The sequence below is a fragment of the Actinomycetospora soli genome (genome assembly GCF_021026295.1).
In the GTDB taxonomy this organism is placed as follows: domain Bacteria; phylum Actinomycetota; class Actinomycetes; order Mycobacteriales; family Pseudonocardiaceae; genus Actinomycetospora; species Actinomycetospora soli.
In genome coordinates, this window is the sequence record NZ_JAJNDA010000041.1 from 1 (window position 1) to 24,635 (window position 24,635).

22 protein-coding genes and 2 pseudogenes are annotated in these 24,635 nt (G+C 67.9%); 15 read left to right on the plus strand and 9 right to left on the minus strand.

The window, feature by feature from the left end; genetic code table 11:
- Positions 1-485: 485 nt before the first annotated feature.
- The 3 genes from LN037_RS30975 to LN037_RS30985 all read left to right on the plus strand — a co-directional run bounded on the left by LN037_RS30975 (position 486) and on the right by LN037_RS30985 (position 5,569).
- Positions 486-1,322, plus strand: coding sequence for a DUF4190 domain-containing protein (locus LN037_RS30975; protein ID WP_230760778.1), 837 nt, complete (start codon positions 486-488; stop codon positions 1,320-1,322).
- Between the two features lie 785 nt (positions 1,323-2,107).
- Positions 2,108-3,331, plus strand: a complete 1,224-nt coding sequence (locus LN037_RS30980; RefSeq protein ID WP_230760780.1) for a hypothetical protein — start codon at positions 2,108-2,110, stop codon at positions 3,329-3,331.
- Positions 3,332-4,618: 1,287 nt separating this feature from the next.
- The gene (locus LN037_RS30985) at positions 4,619-5,569 is read left to right on the plus strand and encodes a hypothetical protein (RefSeq protein WP_230760781.1); all 951 of its coding nucleotides are present in this window, start codon (positions 4,619-4,621) and stop codon (positions 5,567-5,569) included.
- A gap of 105 nt (positions 5,570-5,674) precedes the next feature.
- On the opposite strand, the gene LN037_RS30990 is transcribed toward LN037_RS30985, so the two are convergent.
- A complete protein-coding gene (locus LN037_RS30990; RefSeq protein WP_230760783.1) occupies positions 5,675-6,460 on the minus strand; it encodes an SAM-dependent methyltransferase in 786 nt (261 codons plus the stop codon).
- 347 nt (positions 6,461-6,807) lie between these two features.
- Here LN037_RS30990 and LN037_RS30995 point away from each other — a divergent pair.
- Positions 6,808-7,140, plus strand: a pseudogene (locus LN037_RS30995) (histone-like nucleoid-structuring protein Lsr2); the annotation flags it as partial.
- A gap of 483 nt (positions 7,141-7,623) precedes the next feature.
- Here the strand turns inward: LN037_RS30995 and LN037_RS31000 are convergent.
- The 5 genes from LN037_RS31000 to LN037_RS31020 form a co-directional block, all read right to left on the minus strand.
- Positions 7,624-8,826 (minus strand): hypothetical protein, encoded by a 1,203-nt coding sequence (locus LN037_RS31000; protein WP_230760785.1) that lies wholly within the window; start codon positions 8,824-8,826, stop codon positions 7,624-7,626.
- A 782-nt stretch (positions 8,827-9,608) separates the two neighbouring features.
- Positions 9,609-9,884, minus strand: a complete 276-nt coding sequence (locus LN037_RS31005; RefSeq protein WP_230760787.1) for a hypothetical protein — start codon at positions 9,882-9,884, stop codon at positions 9,609-9,611.
- 176 nt (positions 9,885-10,060) lie between these two features.
- On the minus strand, positions 10,061-10,366 hold the full coding sequence (locus LN037_RS31010; protein ID WP_230760789.1) for a hypothetical protein: 306 nt from the start codon (positions 10,364-10,366) through the stop codon (positions 10,061-10,063).
- A gap of 53 nt (positions 10,367-10,419) precedes the next feature.
- A complete protein-coding gene (locus LN037_RS31015; RefSeq protein WP_230760791.1) occupies positions 10,420-10,731 on the minus strand; it encodes a hypothetical protein in 312 nt (103 codons plus the stop codon).
- 119 nt (positions 10,732-10,850) lie between these two features.
- Positions 10,851-12,038, minus strand: a complete 1,188-nt coding sequence (locus LN037_RS31020) for a tyrosine-type recombinase/integrase (RefSeq protein ID WP_230760793.1) — start codon at positions 12,036-12,038, stop codon at positions 10,851-10,853.
- A 138-nt stretch (positions 12,039-12,176) separates the two neighbouring features.
- Between LN037_RS31020 and LN037_RS31025 the strand changes: the two genes are divergently transcribed.
- The gene (locus LN037_RS31025; protein WP_230760794.1) at positions 12,177-13,229 is read left to right on the plus strand and encodes a hypothetical protein; all 1,053 of its coding nucleotides are present in this window, start codon (positions 12,177-12,179) and stop codon (positions 13,227-13,229) included.
- A 149-nt stretch (positions 13,230-13,378) separates the two neighbouring features.
- On the opposite strand, the gene LN037_RS31030 is transcribed toward LN037_RS31025, so the two are convergent.
- Positions 13,379-14,113 carry an IclR family transcriptional regulator domain-containing protein gene (locus LN037_RS31030; protein ID WP_230760796.1) on the minus strand — a complete coding sequence of 245 codons (735 nt, stop codon included), beginning with the start codon at positions 14,111-14,113 and terminating at the stop codon, positions 13,379-13,381.
- A 129-nt stretch (positions 14,114-14,242) separates the two neighbouring features.
- Between LN037_RS31030 and LN037_RS31035 the strand changes: the two genes are divergently transcribed.
- The 5 genes from LN037_RS31035 to LN037_RS31055 all read left to right on the plus strand — a co-directional run bounded on the left by LN037_RS31035 (position 14,243) and on the right by LN037_RS31055 (position 19,441).
- Positions 14,243-15,499, plus strand: a complete 1,257-nt coding sequence (locus tag LN037_RS31035) for an aromatic ring-hydroxylating dioxygenase subunit alpha (protein ID WP_230760798.1) — start codon at positions 14,243-14,245, stop codon at positions 15,497-15,499.
- A gap of 32 nt (positions 15,500-15,531) precedes the next feature.
- The gene (locus tag LN037_RS31040; protein WP_230760800.1) at positions 15,532-16,005 is read left to right on the plus strand and encodes an aromatic-ring-hydroxylating dioxygenase subunit beta; all 474 of its coding nucleotides are present in this window, start codon (positions 15,532-15,534) and stop codon (positions 16,003-16,005) included.
- The gene (locus tag LN037_RS31045; RefSeq protein WP_230760802.1) at positions 16,002-16,979 is read left to right on the plus strand and encodes a PdxA family dehydrogenase; all 978 of its coding nucleotides are present in this window, start codon (positions 16,002-16,004) and stop codon (positions 16,977-16,979) included. The genes LN037_RS31040 and LN037_RS31045 overlap by 4 nt, the downstream gene beginning before the upstream one ends.
- Positions 16,976-17,998 carry a 2Fe-2S iron-sulfur cluster-binding protein gene (locus tag LN037_RS31050; RefSeq protein WP_230760803.1) on the plus strand — a complete coding sequence of 341 codons (1,023 nt, stop codon included), beginning with the start codon at positions 16,976-16,978 and terminating at the stop codon, positions 17,996-17,998. The genes LN037_RS31045 and LN037_RS31050 overlap by 4 nt, the downstream gene beginning before the upstream one ends.
- 84 nt (positions 17,999-18,082) lie before the next feature.
- Entirely contained in the window at positions 18,083-19,441 is a 1,359-nt protein-coding gene (locus LN037_RS31055) for an MFS transporter (protein WP_230760805.1), read from the plus strand.
- A 618-nt stretch (positions 19,442-20,059) separates the two neighbouring features.
- Here LN037_RS31055 and LN037_RS33985 read toward each other — a convergent pair.
- Positions 20,060-20,263, minus strand: coding sequence for a hypothetical protein (locus tag LN037_RS33985; protein ID WP_230760816.1), 204 nt, complete (start codon positions 20,261-20,263; stop codon positions 20,060-20,062).
- A 149-nt stretch (positions 20,264-20,412) separates the two neighbouring features.
- Here LN037_RS33985 and LN037_RS31070 point away from each other — a divergent pair, with 149 nt between their 5' ends.
- From LN037_RS31070 to LN037_RS33070, 5 genes and pseudogenes are all read left to right on the plus strand, one after another.
- The gene (locus LN037_RS31070; RefSeq protein ID WP_230760807.1) at positions 20,413-20,847 is read left to right on the plus strand and encodes an ArsR/SmtB family transcription factor; all 435 of its coding nucleotides are present in this window, start codon (positions 20,413-20,415) and stop codon (positions 20,845-20,847) included.
- Positions 20,844-21,974, plus strand: a complete 1,131-nt coding sequence (arsB, locus tag LN037_RS31075; protein WP_230760810.1) for an ACR3 family arsenite efflux transporter — start codon at positions 20,844-20,846, stop codon at positions 21,972-21,974. The genes LN037_RS31070 and arsB overlap by 4 nt, the downstream gene beginning before the upstream one ends.
- A 25-nt stretch (positions 21,975-21,999) precedes the next feature.
- Entirely contained in the window at positions 22,000-22,668 is a 669-nt protein-coding gene (locus tag LN037_RS31080; protein WP_230760812.1) for an arsenate reductase ArsC, read from the plus strand.
- Between the two features lie 117 nt (positions 22,669-22,785).
- The gene (locus LN037_RS31085; protein WP_230760814.1) at positions 22,786-24,303 is read left to right on the plus strand and encodes an FAD-dependent oxidoreductase; all 1,518 of its coding nucleotides are present in this window, start codon (positions 22,786-22,788) and stop codon (positions 24,301-24,303) included.
- A gap of 50 nt (positions 24,304-24,353) precedes the next feature.
- A pseudogene (locus LN037_RS33070) lies at positions 24,354-24,491 on the plus strand (MerR family DNA-binding transcriptional regulator); the annotation flags it as partial.
- A gap of 30 nt (positions 24,492-24,521) precedes the next feature.
- On the opposite strand, the gene LN037_RS31095 reads toward LN037_RS33070, so the two are convergent.
- Positions 24,522-24,635 (minus strand): transposase (locus LN037_RS31095; RefSeq protein ID WP_230760009.1); only part of this gene is annotated, 114 nt, incomplete at its 5' end.

Here is a 24,635-nt window from a genome sequence, read left to right on the forward strand (position 1 = left end):
TCACGCAACCGGTCCTCATACATGCGCACCGCACGAGCCCGGGTCTCCGGGTCGAACTTCCGAGGTGGGGCCACAGCAGCAGTCTCCTTGCTACATCAGAGCCTCACCACCAGCCGGGGCGGTTCACTGGCCTTCGGAGGTCGACGAGCTCGAGTAGGCCCAGCCAGCACCTGAGAGAGGTTGTGCCGGGCGGGATCTCACGTGAAGTCGTGCGCCGGAAGCACTACTGGCAGCACAGCCGCAAGCGCCACCAGCAGCCACAGCCGGCGGTTCGCGAGGACAGCGGCGCTTGCACCCGCACGACCGGCCCGACAGGGCAGAGCCCGCGCCGCCGAGGGAGAGACCCCGCACGCGAGCCCTGCAGAAGCGGAGTCGTCGGCGCCCCGGACCGATAGTTGATCAAAGGGTCGGTAACGGAACGTCAAAGGCGTGCGATCCGGATGGTGTCCGCAGAGCGCGGGTCGGGGGATCGAAGGAGCAGCAAGGTGACGGACCTTCACGACGGAACTCGCGCCGCGGGGAACCTCGAAGACGACGCGGAGAAGACCGCTCCGATTCGGATTCCGGCTCAGTTCCGCCAGGCTCCCGCCATCGCGCCCCTGCGTCCCCAGCAGGCACGTCCGATGCCGCCCCAGGGGGCGATGCCGCCGCCCCCCGTCGCTCCCACCGCTGCTCGCAACGGATTCGGGATCACGGCGCTGTGCCTCGGAATCGTCAGCCTCGTATTCATGCTGATCCCGCTGACGGGCTTCATCGCCGTCATCCTCGGCGCACTCGCGCTGATCTTCGGCATTTCCGGTTGGTCGCGAGCCCGTCGAGGACAGGCCACCAACGGCAAGATGGCGGTGACCGGCTCGGCGCTCGGAGCCCTGGGCCTCATCGTCGGCATCATCGGTGTCGTGATCATGTTCCAGGCGACCGCGCAGCTCAACGACGCCCTGGACCAGCTCGGGACGCCCAGCTCGTCCAGCACGCCCTACGTCGGCGGACCGGCTGCACCCGAGCGTCCTGCCGCCACCAGCTACACCTACGAGGTCACCGGCAACTACCGGGCGACCCAGCTGACCTACACCGCCTCCAACGGCGACAGCGCGTCCTTCAACGACAACGGCACCACCAGCTCCGGATCGAAGCTGCCCTGGTCCGAGACCGTCACCCCCGAGCCCAACGGCAACTACCAGTCGCTCAACGCCTCGACACTGAGCAGCAAGGGCGACAGCTGGATCACCTGCACCATCAAGGACAACACCGGCGCCGTCATCGCGACCGACACCGGACGGGGCGCCTACGCCGGGTGCTACGCCTCCACGCCCTTCAACTAAGCCCGAGCCGGCCACGAGAAGCGAGCTTCTGTCGCCAGCAGCCGGTGACTGTGAGCCTTGCGGCGCGTCGCGCGAAACCACTGCGACGTTCTCGCGCGAGCACCGATACACGGCCCCAAGCGGTGAGGGAGACAGTTCCTCCCACGCGAGCGATCAGGACGCCACTGGCGCCGTCTGCACGCGTTCCCACCTGCGCTTCAGGTTGAGCCTCTGCGCCTGCAGACGGCCAGCGATGCCGCGATAACTCCGTTTATCGCGATGTCTACAGTCGCTCAGCAGAAGTTTCGAAGTGGCGCAAGCAAATGGGCGGCGACCTGGACGCTGCCGAACTGGTGAGTTGGTCTTGAAGTCGCGGCCCGTCCTCGAAGTTCCTTGCGCGGTCGGCTCCAAGGTGCATCCGTCAGTAGGATGCGCTTAATAGGAGGGTTTGTCTTGACGCCTGCTCAGAGATGGCGCCGCGCCTCATTCTGGCGTCTGGTAGCTCTCCAGCGCGGACCCCGCCGCGCAGGGATGAGACGTCTGATCCCAGGACTAGGGAGACCCGTCGTTCTCGCTGCGCCTCACGCCTGGGCCTTCGGGCCGTTTATCGCGCCCTCGCCCCGGGCGCGGCCAGCCTGCGCTGACTGTGCCCGCCCTCGATGAGCTGGCCCTGTCTTTGCGGAAGTCGTCTCCCGCAACCGACAGGACCCTGACGGTCTAGATCTTGGCAGATAAGGCAGCCCACTCGGGCGCGGGCCTTGGTACCGTTGTAGTCACCGCCGACTGCGCGGGCGTTGGAGGGTAGAATGCTCGCGATCACGGCCTCGCTGGTCCTCATCGTTGTAGCTGTTGCGACAGTCTTGGCTACTCGAGCAATTCTGTGGATAGATGAGGCAGCAGGACGATCGCGATCGTTGGCGGCGGTTCTAGATATAGACAGCGAGCGCTTGGACCTTCTTCTAGACTCCCTAGCGTTATCGGAACGATTTGACCCCGACGGCGAGGAAGCACGTCGTATCCGGCACGAGTTACTTGGACTTTCCACGGATCTTGTGCCCCACTTGGTGACCCGACTTTGGGTGGCGTGGCGCAACGACGTCCCGGATGTGCGTTTAGCCGGCGTCCTGTCGATACTTTGCGACTCCGAGGATCCGCGGGCGGCCGACGCGCTTTCAAGATTTTTCTTGACAAATACAATCCCGCTGGACGCTCGTCCTGTAATGTCTCTATCCGCTAACCGTTCGACCGTAGAATATGCCCTGGACGTATTAGTCCGCGCGCCTCAGACAATGGTGCGGGGCTGGGATCGTGACGACTTTGAAACCTTTCATCTGCGCAAACGATTGCTGCTCTGGGAGGTACCAAGTGAGCTTGTCGTTCGACGTCTTGAAGGTCTACGCGATACCCGGAGTCGTGCTCTTCTGCTCTCTTTGCTACTTGAGAGACAGCAGGCGGAGGGCGCCATCGATCCAGATCCCTATCTCCAATCAGCCGATTCCGACGAAGCTATCGTGCTGTATAGGGTCTTTGCTGGACTCGAGGCGAGTAGCATCGACCTACCGACGGGTCATCCTGTTCGATCACGCATCCGTCTGGCCGTCGCACCATGGGCTCTAGGCGACCGCGAACCGGTACACCGCCACGGCTTCAACCCCATGCCCGATAGTGATGAAGGATCGCCCGAGGTCGGAATCAGGCGTGTCGCGATGCTCGCCCTAGCGCTCGCCGACCGTGAAGGGCAACTGCTCGCTTCAGAGAGTATCCGGAATCGATTGCGGTCGCATTTCACAAACTGGCGCCTCATCGACGAAGCCATCGAGATCGCGGCTCGCTGCGAGACGGACGTAGCCGAAACCATCCGATCGGCCTTTATCTCCGCCGCTGTAGACAAACACCACGATCTCAGAGACTCGCTTCGAGGCTACTTTTCGCGCGAATATGTGAGACGGAGGGTAGTAGGCAGTAGGGAGCAAAATGAACGCGAATTCGCTGCCGAAATCCTGCGGGAGTTGGAGAAGAAGGCGGACTAGCCCTTCTCCGCGAGGAGATCCGCCGCGCATCCTTCCCGAATCACTGTGTCCAAGGCGCACGCGTCGATCGGGTCCCGTAGTGCTCGGCCCCTAACCTGCTCTTCTCCGATAACTTCGGCTATTGCGGTATCTGAGGGACGGAGATCGCTCGCACCAGCCAGGGCCTGATCAGAGAAGAGCGGCGTGAAGGATAGGGTAGGCGCGACGAAGCTGGACGGGGTCACTTGAGATCGTTGCCCAGCCTCGCTCCCGGCAAACGGCTGAGACCTAGAAGGCGACGGCGTCGAAGGCGCCGTCTCGTTCCCGGCCTTCGTCGATACGCGCGCGTGCGGCAGCGCTCGGTTCGTCGAGCACGACGACTGTGGGCTGATTGAGTAAGACGTCAATGCTCGGGTCCGCGTCGGGCCGGGCGAGCCGCCTCTGCGATCGCAGCGGACGGGACGAGCAGAGCCCGGCCGAGCTCGGAGGCGATGGTGGATCAGCTGGCCATGCCCAGCCCGCCGCGCCTACCCGATGCCACCGCGTTCGCAGCGAGAACCTTGCCGCCTGCGAGCAACGGCAGGTGCCCGTCGGTGGGTGAGAGTGCGCTCAGGAGACGTCCGCTGCGAGGTAGTGACGGCGAACGAAGGCCTCGCCTGACCACGCGGCGCCGGGCTTGGGCGTACACCGCGCGGTAGCACTCGAGAGTGGGAGCGCCGAACGGCTCAACGTGGAATTCGTTAGCGGTCATGCACGCGGCCGGCCGACGGGTCACCCGGTCCTCGCGCGCGGCCAGCTCGGCAACGTCGAACTCCGGGATCATCGGTTGAGCTCGAGGAGGCGGGAACAATGTCCGCCACGGGGCGTCCGTCACGCAATAGGTGGACCACGGAGCCGCTGGCAGTGCGCCGAATGCCCTCGGCGAGGGCTTCGGCGTCGTCGGTGGAGACCTCGAACGCCTCCCTTATGAGGAGAGGTTATCGGATCGGCGAGCGGCATGGAACGGGAGCCGCTGGGCACAGTGACTCACCGATGGCGCGCCGCGGCGCTCAAGAGCAGCTGCTACGTCTTCGGCGTTCGCGTAATCCAGGCCGGAGCCAATACCGACGAGCGCCCCGATCGACCTCGGCGCCGGCCCGCAAGGGTCTTGGTCGTCGTTCGTGCGTCCCCGAGGCCTTATCGATTGATAGCCCGATACCGCGATAACTCCGATTATCGCGTGCAGAGAGCTTGTTAAGATGCTGACGAGGCTCTGAACAGCAGTGGATCTTCTATGGCTGAAGCTGAGAGAGTCTTGTAAAGGGTCAGGTGGAGAGGCACTACAATGATGCAATGAACCCAATGTACACCCGTGAATTCCACGATGGGATCACAGAAACTTTCCATTATACGAACACCATACGTGCCGCCTCGTCTGCACTGGCAGCAGACGTGGCTCGGTTGATCAGTGCGGGAGCCAACGACGCGGTATTGGAAGCCTTTTACGGCGTGCCAGGAGGGCATGGACAGAATCTCCGCGTGTTTGCAAAGATGTCTGCAGAAGATCAAGAGGCGGCAGCCGCTGAGAATTGGCTCTTCTCTGTGGTCGGTCGATATGAAGTCTGGGCAGACTCGCTACCAGTTGCTAAGTCCAGCAGGGGTGCGCAGTTTCCATCCTCGGGCAGCTCTTCTCACGCGACTGGGGTCGGGTTCGCAGAGGTGTTCCCAGTGCTCACGGCTTCTCCGGAGATGATCTCCACTTACTACGCGAGTGTGCAGGCCGACCATCGGGTCTTAGCCGGGGATCGAGTGGACGATGCGCTAAGCCTCTACAGGCTGTTCAAAGAGTGCCGGAATGCTGCAGCGCATGCGGGGGGAGTCACGGACGGGCCTGTATCAAATTGGTCGACTTTGGCGAGAGAACGCGCAGGAGACCTGTTCGTCGATGCAAGTGGCGACGTGGTGCCAATACCTGAACTCGACCCAGGGGATCAAATACGACTCTCGCTGCGCCAAGTGCGGGCCTTCGTTGCGCTTACAATGCGCATTGCGTACACCATAGATTCTATTGTCACCATGAGCGCTGTCGGACTGACGACGGTCGTCGAGCGCTGGCGGCGAGTACACGGCGAGCGCCCGCTGTTCGTGTCCGAGCGAGTCCTGCGTAGAGGCCAGTGGTTGCGGGCTAGGCTCACGGCAGCGTCTATTGCCGTGCCTGATGACCCCGCTGACGCGCTCGCTCTACTTCGAGGTGAGGACCTATTGCGGCTCGTAATTTAGCCCATGTGGGGATCAGTGCTCGTTCGATCGGGCAGCTGCAAAGACTCATCCCGATAATGCCAGTTATCGCGGCATTGCCCTCGTGTGGGAGCTTTGCTTCAAGGTTCACAAGATGCGGGCGAGGCCGGCGTAGTTGCTGAGCTGTGGCGGGTCCGGGACGTCGTTGTGCCAGTGGTTGACGTCGACGAGGCCGGGATCGACCAATTCGAGCTCACCGAACAAGGCCCGTATTTGGGTACGGTCGCGCAGGAATGCCGGGGTAGCGCTGCCGCGGTAGAGCTCGACCAACGCTCGGACGTGCGCGGTGAGGTCGGGGTCGTCGTAGTCGTCGCTGACCTGGCTGATCGCGAGGAAGCTGCCCGGTACCAGCACCCGCCGGTAGCCTTCGATCATCTTCACTGGGTCATCGTCGTCGGAGACGAAGTGCATGAGGGCAACCGCGAGTACGGCAACAGGCTCGCGGAAGTCGAGCAGCTCGTTGACAGTGGGCGCCGACAGGACAGACGCAGGGTCGCGTGCGTCGGCACGGGTGATGCTGACGCCCTCGACGTGGGCGAGCAGCTGCTGGCTGTGGGCGACCGCCACAGGCTCGAAGTCGACGTAGGCGACCCGTGTGTCCGGGGCCAGCTCGCGGGCCACGTCGTGCACGTGGTTGACCGTGGGGATACCGGACCCGAGGTCCAGGAACTGCCGCACGCCCTGCGCCACGCAGTAGCGCACCACCCGCGCGAGGAACGCCCGGTTCGCGCGAGCCCACGCGCGGACCTCGGGCATCACCTTGACGACTTGCTCGCCCAGCTCGCGGTCAGAGGCGAAGTTGTGCGCACCGCCCAGGTAGTAGTCGTAGAGGCGGGCTGCGTTCGGGCGCTCGAAGTCGATGCCGGCCTCCAAGGCTCTGCCGACGGTGCCCAGGTAACAGCCACCGTCAGCGGTGTGCGGTCCACCTTCGTCGCCCGGAAGCTCTGCCGTCAACGTGTACTCCCTGTCCCCCGCGCCTTCCGGCGCCCCCAACCCACTATCGCGGGATGGTATACGGACGTTTCTCGGACGCCCGGCTGCAGATCCGACTATGTCCGCAACCCGAGCGCGCTCGCGGAGGAAAAGCACAAGAGGGTCACAGCCGACTCACCGCGCCTACAGCGCTGCGATCTGTTAAGAACATCGGCATAGAACCGATGTCCTTTTTTGGGGCGTGGCGGGATCGGTCCGATGCCCACGACGAAGGAGTGCGACAGCCCATGGCTACCCGGACCACGGTGACGTTGGTCGATGACCTCGATGGCAGCACCGCTGACGAGACCGTCCCGTTCGGTCTCGACGGCGCCGACTACGAGATCGACCTGTCGTCTGACCACGCGAAAGAGCTCCGTACTGCGATCGAGAGCTATGTAGCTGCGGCCCGTCGTACCGGTGGACGTCGATCGACGAGCTCGAGCGGCCCCGCGCGGGCGCAGAAGCCGACAACCGGGGCGTCGCGCGAGCGGAACCAGGAGATCCGCGCCTGGGCTGTCAGCAACGGCGCGGCGCTGTCCGAGCGGGGCCGGATCCCCGGCTACGTCGTCGAAGCCTTCGAGGCTGGCGACGCTTCGAAGCTGACCGACGGCGAGAGAGCGACGAATGCGACCGCTGCGACATCGACGTCACTCTCCGCCGAAGCTGAGCAGAGCGCGCCGACGGATGGAGGCGAGGAGACACGTGGTCGCGACGGGCTGACTGCACCCGAGCGCGAGACGATCCGGGCGTGGGCGGCCAACGAGGGCATCGAGGTCAAGTCCCGCGGCATCCTCAAGAAGGACCTCATCTCGAACTACGAGGCCTCGTCAGCCCGCCAGGCCTGAGCTCCTGCCGCCGGCGGCCGACATCGGTCGGCCGCCGGCGGTGCCGCGATAAGCCCACTTATCGCGGCATTTCCCTGTTCACTCGACCCGTCTAAGCGCTCGCCACAGGCGATCCGTCCACTTCGCAATGTCTCGGCAATGCGGTTGGTGCGCGTGACCTACGACCGATCGTCGAAGGGCAGCTATACAAGCCTCATGCGACGTGTGTGCGCGCGATCATGAACGACGGAAGACTCCCGTTAAACCCGCAACGAAGATTGCTCCCAGTAGCCAGCCGATAAGTTGATACGAGAACGGGAACCACGCCCATGCTCCTATTGCGACGTAATCGTCGGCCTCCCGGAGCTGAGCGATAGGGAAGAGAAGGTCGACCGTGTAGCGAACGGGGTTGAAGGGTGCCGTGCCGCTAGTGCCGCGGGGCACAAGCTGGTGTAGGCGCGCCAACATATGTGCACCATAAGCTCCTACTGTCAGAAGGCCCGCAAACCACCAGAGGGCACGTGCTGGCGCGTAGCCGAAGCCGATGAGCGAGGCGAGTAGCGCGCTCCACAGGATCGAGGGCGTTCTCCGCCAACCAGTGGGTTGGCGGCGCCTAGTCCACTGAGACGAAATGCCAACCCTATCGGCGGCTCGGTCATCTCCCATTTTGCGCAACGTAGAAATCAGTTGTGCGTAAGGTTGTGGGCTGTAGTTTCTCTGCAGTCGAAGCCAGTTTACGCGCTCGCGAGTTCCCATCGCACGCACATTGATGAAATCATACGTGAAGCCTACAAGACTCAGCTCTTCCGGCTTCTGTCCTCCAAGGTCGTCCCAGGTCTGCACCTTAGCGTCCGTCAGATTGAGACGTCCGCTTACTTCTAGCGGATCAAAATAAATCGTCCGACCGACGCTGCACGTCGACAGGTCGACGGCGTCGCCCTCGCCGATAGCAAAAAGTCGACTGCCTTTAAAGTTCATTTCGCCCTGGACGTGAGCTCCTGAGAACGACGTCGTACCGTAGATGTAGGCACCTTGTAGATCGACCGTCCCCTCGACACTGATACCAGCAGCGTTGAGCGACGTCCCCTCTAGGCTCATCAACAGGGCACCTACTGCATTTAGTTGGCCGCCGATCTGTGAGCCCAGGAGCCAGGTGTTGCCGCTAATGAAAGCTCCCGCGAGCATCAAGCTGTCTGCTACCTTGACTGAATCCGCTAGGAACGCATCTTCTTCATCGGCCCCGTCAACGCGCAGATCAGTGCAATCCAGTTGACCTCCGATCGACGCCCCAATCATCCGAAGTGCCCCTTTGATTCGAGCGCCTTCGAGATAAGCATTCTTTACGACAGTGATATAGTCCGCATTGAAGGCCTCGCCCGTGCCCGCCAGGAAGTTCCCCCACGTTGCCTCGAGGCTGCCAATCTGAGCCCCGATCAGCATGACTCTACCGCTGCACCTGAAACCCTGGCCGATGTTGAGAGTGTTTTCGACTTGAAGGCCCCGAGCAGATACGCTAGCTAATCTACTACCGCGAAGTACTATGTTGTCCGCTTTCGTCTTCGCCAGTATAAGATTGCCCAGATTGCAGTCGCGCAACGCTAGCGGTCCTTGCAATTCTTGGCTGCCCAGGTTGAGGGCGCCGACTACGTTTGCTCCGCGGACGCGTAAAGCGGCGGTCGATGAGCTGTCCTCTCCAGTCTTGCAGATCAGTGCAGAGATGACTTCTGCTCTGATGGAGCGACTCTCTGGACCTTTGAACCGAACGTCAAGCTCCCTGCCAGACTTGCTGCAGATCGCAAGCTGTTCCTCGACTTCCGACATATCGCTCGGTAAGTACATGCCGGTAATGGCCGTCTCCTTTGCTCGCCCGCGAAGAACACGCTGTATTGCCAGGCCGAAAGCCGCAAGAGGGTCAAGTGTAAGTGAAGAGAGCGTCCGCGCAGCGAGCCGTGTCTTTCGATCCGCTGCGTGCTGCCGAGGGCACTCGACCGGACTGCCCGCCCGCAGGAGGCAGTCGCCCTCGACGCAGGTCCTTCACCCTAAGGGTCGCGATAACCCTCATTATCGCGGCATCGAGCTACGCCATACGGCCGCGCGAAGCGGTCCATCTGAGCCACGGCCTTCAGCGGGTGAACCGAGTGCAGCGCCGGCTACGGTGATCCGCACTGACCGTCCCGGCAGTCCAGCGGGGAGTCGGCGGACCTCGCCGGAAGCGCTGCGGGTTAGCGGTCGAGGGGACGGACGAGCAGGTCCTTGATCTCGGCCACGCCATCCTCGAGGGAGCGGACCCGCACGTTTGTGTCTTGGGCGGTGGTCTCGACGGTGTCCAGACGCGTGTCGACCGCCCCGAGACGGCCTTCTACGTCCCCTACGCGGGCGGCAAGGTCACGCTGGTTGGCCCCGAGGGCGTTGATCGCGGCCAGCACGGCCCGATAGTCACCGCGTTCCGCCTCGAGCGCAGCGATGCGCGCCTCGAGCTCAGCCATGGACGCGGTCACCTGCTGAGGATATCCCGGGGAGGGCCGTTGGGGCCTTCGGTGTCGAACAGGGCGGTCGCCGAGCGGCGTCAATGCTGCCGAGCTCCTCGTGGTGGCCCGGTGCAGCCGGACCTTCGGTGCAGCGCGGGACCCCAACCACTGGGCCTGTGCCTCCGGCCCCTTCTAAGCGCCGGCGGTCAGACGTCCAACGCGGCCCGGATAGCCACGTCAATCTGCTCGAGCTCGTCGGGGCTGCACGTGTGCAGGACCTCACCAACGAGGCTTCGCAGACTGGCCTCGGGGGCCAGAGCACTGGCGTAGCCGATGTCGCCCACGGGCACCGAGAGCAGACCGGCGCGAGCGTCGGCGTAGACGAGCAGCGTGGTGACGGTGGGAACATCGGGGTTGTCGAGCACGCTCTGAGCGGCGACCACGAGGCGGGCGACGGGCCCGCGAGCCCGGGAGACCATGTTCGAATACGACCGGACCTCGCCCCGCTGCATAATAGAGATCCTGGCAGGTCCGTCTCGCCGGTCGGACCTCCGGGGCAGAGCTGCTAAGCGGCGTCGATCTCGGCCTGGACGAGCTCGGCCTCGTGGGCCGCGGCTTCAGCTTCGCCCGGGTGCTCTGCTAGCCAGAGCGCGTGTGCGCGGATGCTGTCTTCGATGAGGAGCCGGTGCAGGTAGACATCGACGCTGACACCGCGAGCCGCAGCGGCAGCTTCGACCGCCCGGCCCGTCTGCGCTCCCACATCCAACGTCATAGTCGGCATCGTATCGAGCGTGTGGCCCCGGAAGCCATGGCTGGTCGCCCAGGTGGGGCTTGCGGTGCGGTATTGGTCGAGCCGGAAGGGCCGCGGGAACGTCATCGAGGCGCCCCGCCTCCCGACGGCTCGTCACTCCCAGACCGCAGCTGTTGGTGGCCCTGCCCTGACCGCCGTGCCGAGCAGGCGCAGCTGCCCAAGAAAATCGCAGGCAGCCTCGGCGGTCACCGAGGCGCGGCGAGGTGGGCACCGACGGCGTAGGCCGGGTGGCGATCGAGACGGCCGCGGGCCTCGTCGTAGGCGCGGGTGGTGGACGGATCGGCATGCCCCGCGGCGTCCTGGACCTCACGTAGTGAGGCGCCGGCGTCGAGGGCCAAGGTGATGAAGGCGTGGCGCAGCGCGTGCGGGGACACCCGCTCGGGCTGGGAGAGCCCAGCGGCGTGGGCGAGGCGACGGACCAGCCGCCACGCCTCGGGCTGGTCGAGCCGGCCGCCGGTGGCGGTCGCGAACAGCGGCCCCGACATCACGACTACCTGCTCGTCGGGCTTGAGGGCCCCGGCGGACTCGGCACCCGCATCACCCGCGGCGGCGTCGTCGGCCGTGGTGGCCGGGTCGACACAGGCGGCGAGCATGGCGTGCAGCGCCCGGGTCACCGGGGCGGGCAGCACCGTCACCGCCTCTCGGCCGCCCTTGCGCTCGATGTCGAGGACCTCGTGGCCGGCCTCGCGGCGCCAATGGGCCACGTCGCGGGACAACGCCTCGTCGATGCGCAACCCGGTGTGCACCAGCAGCGAGACCAAGGCATGCGCACGCGGCGAGTCGGCCTCGGCGGCGGCGAGCAGCGCGGTGACCTCGTCCCGGGTGGGCCCGAGCGGCGGGTGCTCAGCGCCGGTCCGGGGTCGCGCGAGGTGCGCGGCGGGGGAGTGCTGCCAGCCCAGCTGGTCGGCGGCGTAGCGGTAGAGACCCGCCACGACCGCCAGGCGTCGCGCCCGGGAGGCGGGGGAGAGGGGCTTGCCCGTCTTCTCCGAGGGCACCAGCTCGAGGACCCGGGCGTAGCGGTCCAGGTCCGCGCGCCCGACCCGCCCCGGGGCCAGGCCGACCTGCACGCACCAGCCCAAGAAATGCTGCAGATCGCCGACGTAGGCCCGCCGGGTGTGCGGCGAGCGCTGCGCGAGCACGAACCCCGCCGCCCACTCCCGCACCCCCACCCACCCCGGCCCCGCAGAACCAGCTGGGTCTGCCGCCGCAGTGGCGGGGGAGGGCTGGCCGTCGAAGACGGGGTCGAGCGAGAGCACTGCCGGCAGCGCCTCCAGCTCGGCCCCTGGGTGCGGTGAATCCTCGGGGCTGGTGGTGAGCGAGGCGGGCGGCGGGCTGGCGACGGGGGTCGCGATCTCCTTGTCCGGCCTCGTCACTTCTACATGATAATTTCCATTATCATGTAGTCGTGACGGCGCGATCAGCCTGTGTCAACCACCCACGCCTCCGACTACTCGCAAAGACACGGGACCACCAACCGCGCGTCGCGACTCGGCGCGGCTAGCGTCGCGGACATGGCCGCCGAGCACGCACCGCCACCGGGCGGGGGAGCAGCCGGCAAGCCCGCGCCTTCCGTCGGCGACGCGGGGACCGCGCGCGGAGAGAGCGCTGCGGCCCAGGCGACCTCGCCGACCGGCGATCCGGTTGCCGCACGCCCAGACGCCGCCTACGGAGCCGGCGGGGCGACGGCACGGGGCCGCCGGCTGCTGCCCTCCAGCCCGGACCTCGAGCACGCCCCGCTACTGCTCGGGCTCGACGCCGCGGGCGGCGAGCACCCGCAGGGCCCCGGGTACGAGGACGACGAGGACCTGGTCGGGCGGATGTGGGGATGTGTATGCGGGTGGCGCGGCACCGTCCGCGACATCTCCACCCGCCCGTTCCACCCCCGCGTCGGCGACGGCGGCGGGCTACGACGCCAGCGCCTCGCCCGCTCCGACCGCGACACCCGCGCCGAGCTCGAGGACCACCTCGCCCGGAGCACCCCCGCACCCGCCGACCCGGCGGACGCGATCAGCCCGGATGTAACTTCCTCGATTCCCGCCACTTCGGTCGAAGACGCGGCACCGCAACCGCTGGCAAGTGGACGGCCACGCGGTCGGCGCCGCCGGCTCACCGTGCCCCGCGACATCCCGCTCGCGGTCCCAGCTGTCACCGTGTTGCCAGCCGCACACGATCAGGTCGACGGTTCCGAGCACCACGCGCCGTCCGAGGACCACGCCACCTCCGAGCCGACGGTCGACCCCAGTGAGCCGGACGGCTCGGAGGCGGCACCATCCTCGCGCGGGACGAGCGAGCCAAACGACTCGCTGACTCACCTCAAGTCTGCGGCCGGCGCTCACGACGGCGACGCGGGAGAGCCGAGCTCCGTCGACCTGCTCGAGCACGCCGTCGCCCGCGCCGAGGCCGCGCGGTGCGAGCACGCGGAGGCCGAGAGCGCCCTAGACGGCGCGGTCGCCGCCGCGCGTAAGAACGGTCTGAGCTGGCGCACCATCGGGCGGGCAACCGGAGTCGGGCACCGCGAGGCCGCGGCCCGGTGGGGGCCTCCCGGCGGAGGACCCTCGCTGTGATGCGATCGCCCGCCGCCCTCCCGAGATAGGATGCGCGGCCGCGCGAAGCCAACGGCGCAGCCACCAAAGCATTCGGACTACGCGTGCTCGATCGTTGGGCACGATGGTGGAAGCGGCACTCGAAGGCGCTGCCCGCGTGCGGCTGGGTGCTATAGCGTTTTAGATAAAGCGGCTGCCCGCTCTAGCAAGACCGGGAGCAGGCGTGTGCGCAACTCCTCGTTGGTCACACGACCGGAAGAAGCACTCACGCTCATTGCCGCCACGAGGTTTCCTCGAGACGTCCGCACGGGCACTGCGAGCGCTCGCATACCGAGTTCGAGTTCCTCATCGATAAGGGCATAGCCCCGCTCGCGGGTCTCGAGCACGACGGCGAACAACGCTGCGGGGTCCGTCAGCGTGCGCGAAGTTCGAGCTCGGCGCGGCTCGGCCCGCAGAGCGTTCCGTGCCTCCTCATCATCGAGACCAGCGAGCAGGACGCGGCCGGTCGCTGAGCAGTAGCCGGGCAGCCGGGCACCGACCCGCACCCCGGTGCTCACCAGGTGGGCAATCTCGGCACGGGCAACGAACACCGACCACCCGTCCTCGAGCACCGCCAGCGAGACCGACTCCTGCATCTCGTCGCGAGCCTCAACGAGGTGGGGCTGGGCCAGCGCCGGAAGCGGATCAGCCTCGAGATAGGAGGAGCCGAGCCGCAGCATCCGTGGAGTGGGGCGGAAGTGCTTCCCATCGTGGGCGACGTAGCCGAGTTCGACCAACGTGAGCAGGCATCGACGGGCGGCAGCGCGGGTGGTGCCTGTGATCTCCGCTGCCTCAGAGACCGTGAGACGTGAGGAGCGAGCGCCGAATGCCTCGATCACCGCGAGGCCCTTCCCGAGGCCGGCCATGCCCTCGGGCGGTCGCGCCGGCCCCTTGACAGACGTCGCACCTGCGCTGTCTTCTGTTCGTGTTACAGCCACGTGTTCGTTATACGAACGAATCGCGATCGCGTCAAGCCGAGCAGGGAGTCACCACCCGTGCCGAGCACCACCGCAACGCCCGCCGACCCCGGCCTCCGCCCCGACTGGCCGGAGGGCCTCACCCGCATCCCGTACTGGGTCTTCCAGCGCGACGACGTCTTTGCCGACGAACTCGAGCACGTGTTCCGCGGCCCGCACTGGAGCTACCTGTGCCTCGAGGCCGACATCCCGGAGGTGGGCGACTACCGGGCCACCTTCATCGGCGACCAGCCGGTCGTGGTGGCCCGGGACGTCGACGGCGAGGTGTACGCGTTCGAGAACCGCTGCGCCCACCGCGGCGCGCTCCTCGCCCTCGACGACCGCGGCAACACCACCGACTTCACTTGCGTGTACCACGGGTGGAGCTACAACCTGCAGGGCGACCTCACCGGCGTCGCCTTCGAGAACGGCGTGGGTGGCCGAGGCGGGATGCCGCCGTCGTTCTGCAAGCAGGCGCACTCGCCGCGCAAGCTGCGGCTCGCGCAGCTGCACGGCCTGGTCTTCGGCAGCCTCTCCGACGAGGTCCCCGACATCGAGGACTACCTGGGCGAGGAGATCTCCTCACGCATCGAGCGCGTCCTCGGCGGCCGGACGCCGGTGGTCCTCGGTCGCTTCACCCAGGCTCTGCCGAACAACTGGAAGCTCTACATGGAGAACGTCAAGGACTCCTACCACGCGAGCATCCTCCACCTGTTCTTCACGACCTTCGAAATCAACAAGCTCTCGATGCGCGGGGGGATCATCGTCAGTGAGGGCGGCGGCCACCACGTCAGCTTCTCCGCGATCGACCGCGAGGCGGAGCGCGACCGGGCCTACGCCGAGGCCGGTATCCGGTCCGACAGCGAGTACTCCCTCGCCGACCCGAGCCTGCTCGACGGCTTCTCCGAGGTCGGCGACGACGTCACGCTGCAAATCCTCTCGGTGTTCCCCGGCTTCGTCCTCCAACAGATCAACAACGCGGTCGCGGTCCGTCAGATCCTGCCGCGCGGTGTCGAGTCGACCGACCTGCACTGGACCTACCTCGGCTTCGCCGAGGACACCCCGGAGCAGCGGCGGGCCCGCCTCAAACAGCAGAACCTCGTCGGGCCGGCCGGTTACGTGTCCATGGAGGACGGCTGCGTGGGCGGGTTCGTCCAGCGCGGCGTCGCCGGCGCCGGCAGTCAATCGGCCCTGTTGCAGATGGGCGGCGACGACGCGGAGTCCAGCGAGAGCCGCGTGACCGAGGCGTCCGTCCGTGGCTTCTGGAAGGCCTATCGCGCCGCGCTCGGCTACTGAGCGCCGCCACGAGCAGAGGGGAGCACCATCCCGTGCGAGACGACGCGTTCCACCTCGTCGCCCGGGCCCAGGCCGCGTACGCGCGGTGCATCGACGAGGGCCCGCTGGAGTCCTGGCCAGAGTTCTTCGACGACGAGTGCTTCTACCAGGTGACGACCGCCGACAACCACCGGGACGGCCTCGAGGCCGGGCTGATCTGGGCGGACTCCCGGGGAATGCTGACCGACCGCATCTCCGCCCTGCGCGAGGCGAACGTCTACGAGCGCCACACCTACCGCCACCTGCTGGGCCAGCCGCACCTCACCCCAACGGCGACCACCGAGGAGGTCGACTCCGAGACCCCGTTCCTGGTCGTGCGCACCACGCGTGACGGGACCAGTGACATCTTCGCGACGGGCCGCTACCTCGACCGCTACCGACTAGGGGCCGACGACGCACACCTGACCCGACGTGTCGTGGTCTGCGACTCGAGCCGGGTCGACACGCTGCTGGCGTTGCCGCTGTGACCGGCCGGGTGCTCCTGGCGACGGGTGACCCCACTGGGGTCGGACCCGAGCTCGCGGCGGCCGCGGTCGCGGCGCTCGGCAACGCGTCGCCCCTCGTGGTCGGCCCCGTCGGCCCCCTGCGGGAAGCGGCACGCCGGTTCGACCTGACCGTGCACGAGACCGACGGCACCGTCGAGGCGGCTCCCGGCGTCCTCGACGTGGTCCCCGTCGGCGTCGTGGAGCCGCTGCGGCCCGGCGCCCCGGGGGCCGCCTCAGGGGCCGCGACCGTCGCGAGCGTCGAGCGTTGTCTCGCACTCGTCGACGCCGGCGTGGGGCGGGCGATCGTCGCCTGTCCGCACTCCGAGACCGCCGTGGCCGCCGCCGGCGTCGACTTCGCCGGCTACCCGGCGCTGCTCGCCGACCTGCGGGGGCTCCGGCGGGACCGTGTGTTCCTGATGCTGGTCGGTGGAGGTCTGCGGATCGTGCACACGACCCTCCACGAGCGCCTCGCCGGAGCACTCGACCGCCTGGACGCCGACACCGTCGCCGCCGCGATCCGGGCCGGTCACGGCGCGTTGCGGGAACTCGGGATCCGTCGACCCCGCCTGTGCACCTTCGGAATCAACCCGCACGCGGGGGAGGGCGGCCTGTTCGGCTCCGACGACGAGACCGTCACCGCACCCGCGGTCGCCACCGCCCGCGGCGAAGGCCTCGAGGTAGACGGACCGACCGGGGCCGACGTCGTACTCGCCGGGCCGGACCGGGAGCGCTACGACGCCTTCGTCGCCATGTACCACGACCAGGGCCACCTACCCGTGAAGCTGCTCGCCGGCCGCGCGGCGTCGGCCCTCGCAATCGGTGCCGGCGTGATGTTCTCCAGCGTCGGGCACGGAGCGGCGTTCGACATCGCCGGCACCGGCACCGCGGACGTCGAACCGACGCTCCGCGCCCTGCGCCTGGTCTCCGGTCCCACGATCACGGAGGTCCCCGCATGACGATCACGACCACCGTCGCCCACACCGTCACCCTGCGGGCGAGCGGTCTGGAGTTCCCCTGCGACGAGGGGCGCACCGTCCTCGAGGCCGCGGAGGACGCGGGACTGCGTTTCCCCTACTCCTGTCGCAAGGGCGTCTGCTCCACCTGCCAGGGACGTCTCGTCCGCGGTGAGCTCGACGTCCGCGGTCGTGCCGTCGTCGGCCCTGCATCGGACGTCCGCTTCTGCCAGGCGCGGCCGCGCGGCGACGTCGACCTCGTTCCGACCCGCGTCGAGCGTCGCGGTCCCCCGGACCGCAAGCGGCTGCCCGCCCGGGTGTTCGCGCGGGAGCAACTTTCCCCAGGGGTCACCTTACTCCGGCTGCGCTTCCCCATCGGCCGTCGCGCGCCGTTCTCGGCCGGCCAGTACCTGCGGGTCCACCTCGACGGGGACAGCCGCAACTACTCCCTCGCCAACGCACCCCAGGACAACGACCGGGCCGAGCTGCACATCCGTCACGTCGACGGCGGGCGGTTCTCCGAGGAAGTCCTGCGCGGCCTCGCCGTCGACGACGTGCTCGACGTCGAGATGCCCTTCGGCGAGTTCGGGGTCGACGAGAACTCCAGCCGACCCGTGGTGCTCGTGGCAACCGGAACGGGGTTCGCCCCGATGCGCTCGATCCTGCTCGACCACGTCCGGTGCCGCCGCGAACGGCCGATGCGCCTGTACTGGGGGGCGCGTACCTCCGCCGACCTGTACCTCCTCGAGGCCGCCCGCGTCTGGGCGACGAGATTCCCCTGGTTCGAGGTCGTCCCCGTCGTCTCCGCGCGAACCCGGGACTGGACCGGCCGGACCGGGCTCGTCCACGAGGCGGTCCTCGCGGACCTCCCTGACCTCTCGGGACACGACGTCCTCACGTGCGGCAACCCCGCGATGATCTCGGCCGCCGGAGCCGCTTTCCGAATGCGGGGCGGCCTGCCCCCAGAGCAGTACGTGGCCGACGCTTTCCTGCCCTCGGGCGATCGCGACGCCGCGGCGTAGCGCCAGGCCCCCACCCCCCTCCACCACCGGCGTGTTGCGGCGATGCCGCACGCCCACCCGACCCTGGAAACAGCGAGGTAGCTCATGTCGTCGGGCACCACCAGCAGCTCTCCCGTCACGTTCACCGACCTCGTCGACCGACGCCGTGTCGGACGCCTGCAGTACGGCGTCCTGACGCTGTGCGGGCTCGTCATGTTCATCGACGGCTTCGACACCCAGGCCATCAGCTACATGGCCCCGTCGATCGCGCGGGAGTGGGGGCTGTCCGCGGCTGCCCTCGGTCCCGTCTTCTCCTCGGCCCTCGTCGGACTCATGGTGGGCTACCTCGTGCTGTCGCCGCTGGCCGAACGCGTCGGCTGCAAGCGCGTCCTCGTCGTCGCCACCGCGCTGTTCAGCGTCTTCACCCTGGCGTCGATGCTCGTCAGCTCCGTGGTGCCCCTGCTCGTGCTGCGGTTCCTCACCGGGCTCGGCCTCGGTGCAGCGGCTCCCAGCGCGATCTCGCTGACGAGCGAATTCGCCCCGCGCCGACTGCGTGCGACGTTCGTCCTGGTCATCTACTGCGGGTTCTCCCTCGGTTTCGTCGTGGCGGGGCTGGCGGCGGGCGCCCTCATCCCGGCCTTCGGCTGGCGCTCGCTCTTCCTCGTCGGCGGTCTCGTCCCGCTCCTGCTCGTGCCGGCCCTCCTGCGCCACCTCCCCGAGTCGGTGGCCTTCCGGCTGCGCCGCCGGCGCTCCGTCGCGGGCACCCTGCGACGCCTCGACCCGGAGCTGTCCGACGACGTCGACCTCGCCGCGGAGCCCGCGAACGCCGAGGGCCGGTCGCCGCTGCGCAGCTTGTTCACACGGCGGTGGGTGGTGGGCACGCTGCTGCTCTGGCTCGTCTTCGTGATCAACCTCGCTGAGTTCTACGCTCTCCAGAGCTGGCTCCCGACGATCCTCAACCGGCTCCAGTACCCGACGAGCGCCGTGGTCGCGGCCACCACCCTGACCACCGTCGGCGGCATCGCGGCGGCCCTGGTCACCGGACCGGCGATGGACCGGCTCGGGGCCGCGAAGACACTCGGAGTGCTCTACCTCGTCGGATTCGTCTTCGTGGGCGTGGTGGGCTTCGCCCTCGACGCCCCGCTCTGGGTGCTCCTGGCCGCAAACTTCCTCGCCGGCTGCTGCGTCTCGGGCGGACAGAAGAGCGTGATCGCCTTCGCCTCAGTGTTCTACCCGCCGTCGCTACGCTCGACCGGCGTAGGCTGGGCGTTGGGAATCGGCCGTATCGGCGGAATTTTCGGGCCGATCGTCGTGGGGCTCGCGATCAGCGCGCAGTGGGCCTACAGCTCCATCTTCTATGTGCTCGCGATTCCGATGTTGCTCGCGAGTCTCGCGGTCTTCGCTTTGCGTCGTCGAGGCGCCGACAGCGAAGTCACGATCTCGCCGGGTCGAGCCGCGATCTAACGGTCCGCGAGCAGCGACCCGCGACTGCCTCAAGTCCCGACTAGTGAACTTAGCTATCCAATAGCCCCGACCCGGACCGGACGCCCCCGAGTTTCGGTCCTAGTCGGAGCCAGCTGACACCAAGGAGTCGCCCGCTAGTCATCAACTTCGAAGATTGATGCTCGAGGTGCTCGCAGACAGCGGGCTCCCGCACCAAGAACCCGATTTGGGGCGGTCTCGTTGAGCCTCGCAGAAGCCGTCCAGAGCCTGCTCCACGGCGCCTTCACTATCGGACCGCTCACGGGCTCCAGGGGAGCTCCGGCGCAGTCATCCGATGCAATAGTTGGCCTTCCATCTGACATAATCTTAGTTATCGGATCTGCATCTCCGCAGCTCAGCGTGCTGTCCTGACATAATACGAAGTACATGTGAGTCGTTGCACGATTGGGCGATCGATAAGCTTATTGCTCGCGCAGGGAGACCCGGAGCCCAGTGAGGCTGCCACGCGTCTGCGATCCTATGGGTCGCCGACATCTTCTACCGCCCCTCTGCTCGCGGCCGCCCCAGGCGCCGCCGAGTGCCGCACCCAGCACGGCGGCCACATGCTCGTCGGGCAGGCCGCCGACGCCCTTCGCCTGTTCACCGGTGCCGAACCCTCACCAACCGCATGCTCCGGCACTTCGCCGAGCTGACTCGCGGGAGCGCCGGCCGCCACACCGGGGCGAGGTCAGCCAGGAACCGGGCGACGGTCAGCGGGTCCGCCGGCAGCGCCCGCTCCCCCGCCGACGCGCACCACGACTCGAAGCGGCGCCACTGCCGCTCGTAGGCCGACCAGGTGTTCACCGCCCGCGCTCCCCGGGCGTAGGTGTCAGTTACCGAAGTCGGCTGCACGGTCTCACAGAGTGGACTGCACGGAGGCGAGCCAAAGGCTTGTATCGAGGTCAGTCTAATCAGCCCTTGCTAGCTGATCTCATCGATGTCAAAGTAGATGCATGTCGAAGCAAGAGCAGGACACGCTGGAGGGGCTCGCCGCTCAGCTCGGGTGCTACTCGCCTCTGGTGCGCGAACCCCTCTCGGGAGAGCAGGCAGGTGAGCTGTCCCGACTGTTCAAAGCGATGGGTGACCCGGTTCGGCTCCGGCTGTTGTCGCTGATCGCCTCCCACGCCGGCGGAGAGGCGTGCGTGTGCGACCTGACCGAGGTCTTCGACCTGTCCGCCCCGACAATCTCGCACCACCTCAAGGTGCTGCGCGAGGCCGGACTGATCACCGGTGAACGCCGCGCGACCTGGGTCTACTACCGGATCGAGCCCGACGTGCTCGAGGCGCTGGCGGCGGTGCTGGTTCCCGCCGCTCCGGACACGGTGCCCGACGGTCTGAACACGACTCGGCCCGAGGCTCGCCGCGAGCTGCCGGTGGTGGAGGCGTGAGCGCGTTCAGCACGCAGACCGACGATCCGGCTGAGGCTGGGGTCGTCGGCAAGCTCTCCACCCTCGACCGGTTCCTACCGGTCTGGATCCTCGCCGCGATGGTCGTCGGCCTGCTCGCCGGGCGCCTGATCCCCGGACTCGGCGAGGCGCTCGGCGCGGTCGCGATCGACGGGGTCTCGCTCCCGATCGCGCTCGGGTTGCTCGTGATGATGTACCCGGTCCTGGCGAAGGTCCGCTACGACCGCCTCGACACCGTCACCGGCGACAAGCGCCTCCTGGTCTCCTCGCTGATCCTGAACTGGCTCATCGGGCCGGCGCTGATGTTCGCCCTCGCCTGGCTGCTGCTCCCCGACCTCCCCGAGTACCGGACCGGGCTGATCGTCGTCGGGCTCGCCCGCTGCATCGCCATGGTCATCATCTGGAACGACCTCGCCTGCGGCGACCGCGAGGCCGCCGCCGTGCTCGTCGCCGTGAACTCGGTGTTCCAGGTGATCGCCTTCGGTGCCCTCGGCTGGTTCTACCTCGCGGTCCTGCCCGGCTGGCTCGGCTTGCCCACCGCGGGGCTCGACGTCTCGGCGTGGGCGATCGTGCGGTCGGTGCTGATCTTCCTTGGCATCCCGCTGCTGGCCGGCTACCTCACTCGACGATTCGGGGAGCGAGCGAAGGGCCGGGAGTGGTACGAGGCGAAGTTCCTGCCGCGGATCGGGCCGTTCGCCCTCTACGGGCTGCTGTTCACGATCGTGATCCTGTTCGCCCTGCAGGGCGACGCGATCACCTCCCGGCCGCTGGACGTGGCTCGGATCGCGCTGCCCCTGCTCGTGTACTTCGCGGTGATGTGGGCCGGGTCCTACGCCTTCGGCCGCGCGGTCGGGCTGGGCTATGAGCGCACGACCACGTTGGCATTCACCGCGGCAGGCAACAACTTCGAGCTCGCGATCGCCGTCGCGATCGCCACCTGGGGCGCGACCTCCGGGCAGGCGCTGGCCGGGGTCGTCGGCCCGCTGATCGAGGTCCCGGTCCTGGTCGCGCTGGTCTACGTGTCGCTGTGGCTCCGCCGTCGGCTCTTCCCCGCCACCAGCACCTTCACCTCCCCGAACAACCCCAGCTCACCCGGCACGTCCCCGTGATGGTCTTCACGCACTGGAGCAGAAGATGACCAAGACCTATCAGCGCAACGACCTGTCGATCGACCAGCGTCTCGCGCTCAAGACCGCCGCGACGAACCTGCAGCGCGAGTTCGCCGAGGTGTTCGGGGTCGAGACGATCGAGCGGTTCCTGCACTCGTCCTACGACGAGTTCGCCGGCAACGCCAAGATCGTCAAGTTCCTGCCGCTGCTCGCGGAGCGCTTCGCCCGGCAGCGGCTTCGCGCGCTGGCCAAGGTCGAGGGCCTGTCGCACGACGAGCGGCCCACCGTACTGTTCCTGTGCACCCACAACGCGGGGCGTTCGCAGATGGCACTGGGGTTCTTCACCCACTTCGCCGGGGAGCAGGCCGTGGCCTGGTCCGGCGGGTCCGAACCGGCCAGCGAGGTCAACCCGGCCGCGGTGGCCGCGATGGCCGAGGTCGGGATCGACATCTCCTCGGAGTTCCCCAAGCCCTGGACCGACGAGGTCGTCCAGGCCGCCGACGTCGTCATCACCATGGGCTGCGGCGACGCCTGCCCGGTCTTCCCGGGCCGCCGCTACGAGGAGTGGAAGCTCGAGGACCCGGCCGGCCTGGACCTCGCCGCTACCCGCCCCATCCGCGACGACATCGAGCGCCGCGTGCGTGAGCTCCTCTCCGATATCGGCGCCACCCCGCTGCGCTCGATCAACCGCTGACCCACCTCCGGGAGCCGCACAGCCGCCGGCGTCGCCGCGCCCCTCTCCCAGGGGCGGCGGCGCCGGCCAGGCGCCCGCACGCACTCGACTCCTCACGGCGTCGGCCCGACCGACGCCGTGTGCTTCCCCTGCCCGGACGGCATCCTGGAAGGCCTGTTCCTCGTGCACCTGGTCGCCATCGGCGGCAGCGACGCGGGCATCTCCGCCGCGCTGCGCGCCCGCGAGCTCGACCCCGCCACCGACGTCACCGTCGTCGTGGCCGACGCCTACCCGAACTTCTCCATCTGCGGCATCCCCTACTACGTCTCCGGGGAGGTCACGCACTGGCGCAACCTGGCGCACCGCACCCACGCCGAGCTCGAGGCCACCGGCATGACGCTGCGCCTGGACACCACCGCGACCGGCATCGACGTCTCCGGCCGACGCCTCCAGCTGCGGGACGCCCAGGGCCGCGAGGACTCGCTGGCCTACGACGAGCTGCTGGTCGGCACCGGCGCGACCTCGGTGCGCCCCCCAATCGGCGGGCTCACCGGGCCCGACGCGCTCGGCCCGGCCGACGGCGTGCACCTGCTGCACTCCATGGGCGACACGTTCGCGGTCATGCAGACCCTCGAGCAGCACCAGCCCGCCTCGGCGCTGATCGTCGGCGCCGGCTATATCGGGCTCGAGATGGCCGAGGGCCTGCGCGCCCGGGGCCTGGCGGTCACCCAGGTCGAGGCCCTACCCGAGGTCCTGCCCACCGTCGACCCCGCGCTCGGGTCCTTGGTGCACGCCGAGCTCGACGCGCACGGCGTCGACGTCGTCACCTCCACCACCGTCGACACCATCAGCCGCGGGCAGAACGGCGCAGGGCGACTGCACGTCGCCGGGCACCACGGCGACACCCACTCCGACGCCGGCACCGAGTTCGCCCGCGATGTCGACATGGTCCTGGTCGTGGTCGGGGTGCGCCCGGACGTCGACCTCGCCGCCTCCGCCGGCGCCGAGGTCGGGTACAAGGGCGCCCTGGTCGTCGACGAGCAGATGCGCACGAACCTGCCGCACGTGTTCGCCGCCGGCGACTGCGTCATCACCCACCACCGCCAGCTCGGCATCACCTACCTGCCCCTTGGCACCACCGCCCACAAGCAGGGCCGCGTCGCCGGGGAGAACGCCCTCGGCGGGACCCGGCGGTTCGCCGGCAGTCTGGGCACCCAGGTCGTCAAGGTCTTCGATCTCGTCGCCGCCCGCACGGGCCTCCGCGAACGCGAGGCCGTCGCCGCCGGCCACCAGCCCGCCACGACCCTGGCCACCCCCGACGACCACAAGGCCTACTACCCCGGCGCCACCCCCATGCACATCGCCGTCACCGGCGACACCAGCACTGGCGCGCTGCTCGGGGCCCAGCTGATCGGGCGTCGGGGCGCCGAGATCGCCAAGCGGGTCGACACCTACGCCACCGCCCTGTTCCACCGCATGAGCGTCGATGAGGTCAGCGAGCTCGACCTGTCCTACACCCCGCCGCTCGGATCGCCGTGGGACGCGGTGCAGATGGCCACCCAGGCGTGGGTCCGCCAGCACATCCCTGCCGAGCCCGGCACCGCGACCCTGCTCACCGAACCCGTCCCCGCAGATGCGGTGTCGACTGAGGCTTGACCTTCGAGTCGGCTGCGAGGTTTAGCGTCGATATCGTGGACGGGTTGAAGGTGTCGGAGCTGGCGCGCCGGTCGGGGGTTCCAGCGACGACGGTGCGGTTCTACGACGCGGAGGGACTGTTGCCGGCGCGACGCTCGCCGTCGGGCTACCGGCTCTACGGCGACGGTGCAGTCGAGCGGCTGGACTTCATCAGCGCCGCCAAAGGGGCTCTTCCGGAATCAGAGTGCGAGGTTCCCGCAGTGGAGCAGGGAGCGGATGCGGTAGTTGATCAGGTTGCGGAACCCGAGGGCGTTGCGGCGCAGGGCCTCGAGGCGCCCGTTGATGGCTTCGGT

Excerpts from the sequence above, each read along its gene's own strand:
- LN037_RS30980 (WP_230760780.1), top strand. The coding sequence starts at position 2,108 with ATGCTCGCGATCACGGCCTCGCTGGTCCTCATCGTTGTAGCTGTTGCG.
- LN037_RS31000 (WP_230760785.1), bottom strand. The coding sequence starts at position 8,826 with ATGCTGATCGGGGCTCAGATTGGCAGCCTCGAGGCAACGTGGGGGAAC.
- LN037_RS31010 (WP_230760789.1), bottom strand. The coding sequence starts at position 10,366 with ATGCAGCGGGGCGAGGTCCGGTCGTATTCGAACATGGTCTCCCGGGCT.
- LN037_RS31015 (WP_230760791.1), bottom strand. The coding sequence starts at position 10,731 with ATGACGTTCCCGCGGCCCTTCCGGCTCGACCAATACCGCACCGCAAGC.
- LN037_RS31025 (WP_230760794.1), top strand. The coding sequence starts at position 12,177 with ATGGCCGCCGAGCACGCACCGCCACCGGGCGGGGGAGCAGCCGGCAAG.
- LN037_RS31030 (WP_230760796.1), bottom strand. The coding sequence starts at position 14,113 with ATGGCCGGCCTCGGGAAGGGCCTCGCGGTGATCGAGGCATTCGGCGCT.
- LN037_RS31050 (WP_230760803.1), top strand. The coding sequence starts at position 16,976 with ATGACGATCACGACCACCGTCGCCCACACCGTCACCCTGCGGGCGAGC.
- LN037_RS31055 (WP_230760805.1), top strand. The coding sequence starts at position 18,083 with ATGTCGTCGGGCACCACCAGCAGCTCTCCCGTCACGTTCACCGACCTC.
- LN037_RS31070 (WP_230760807.1), top strand. The coding sequence starts at position 20,413 with ATGTCGAAGCAAGAGCAGGACACGCTGGAGGGGCTCGCCGCTCAGCTC.
- LN037_RS31080 (WP_230760812.1), top strand. The coding sequence starts at position 22,000 with ATGACCAAGACCTATCAGCGCAACGACCTGTCGATCGACCAGCGTCTC.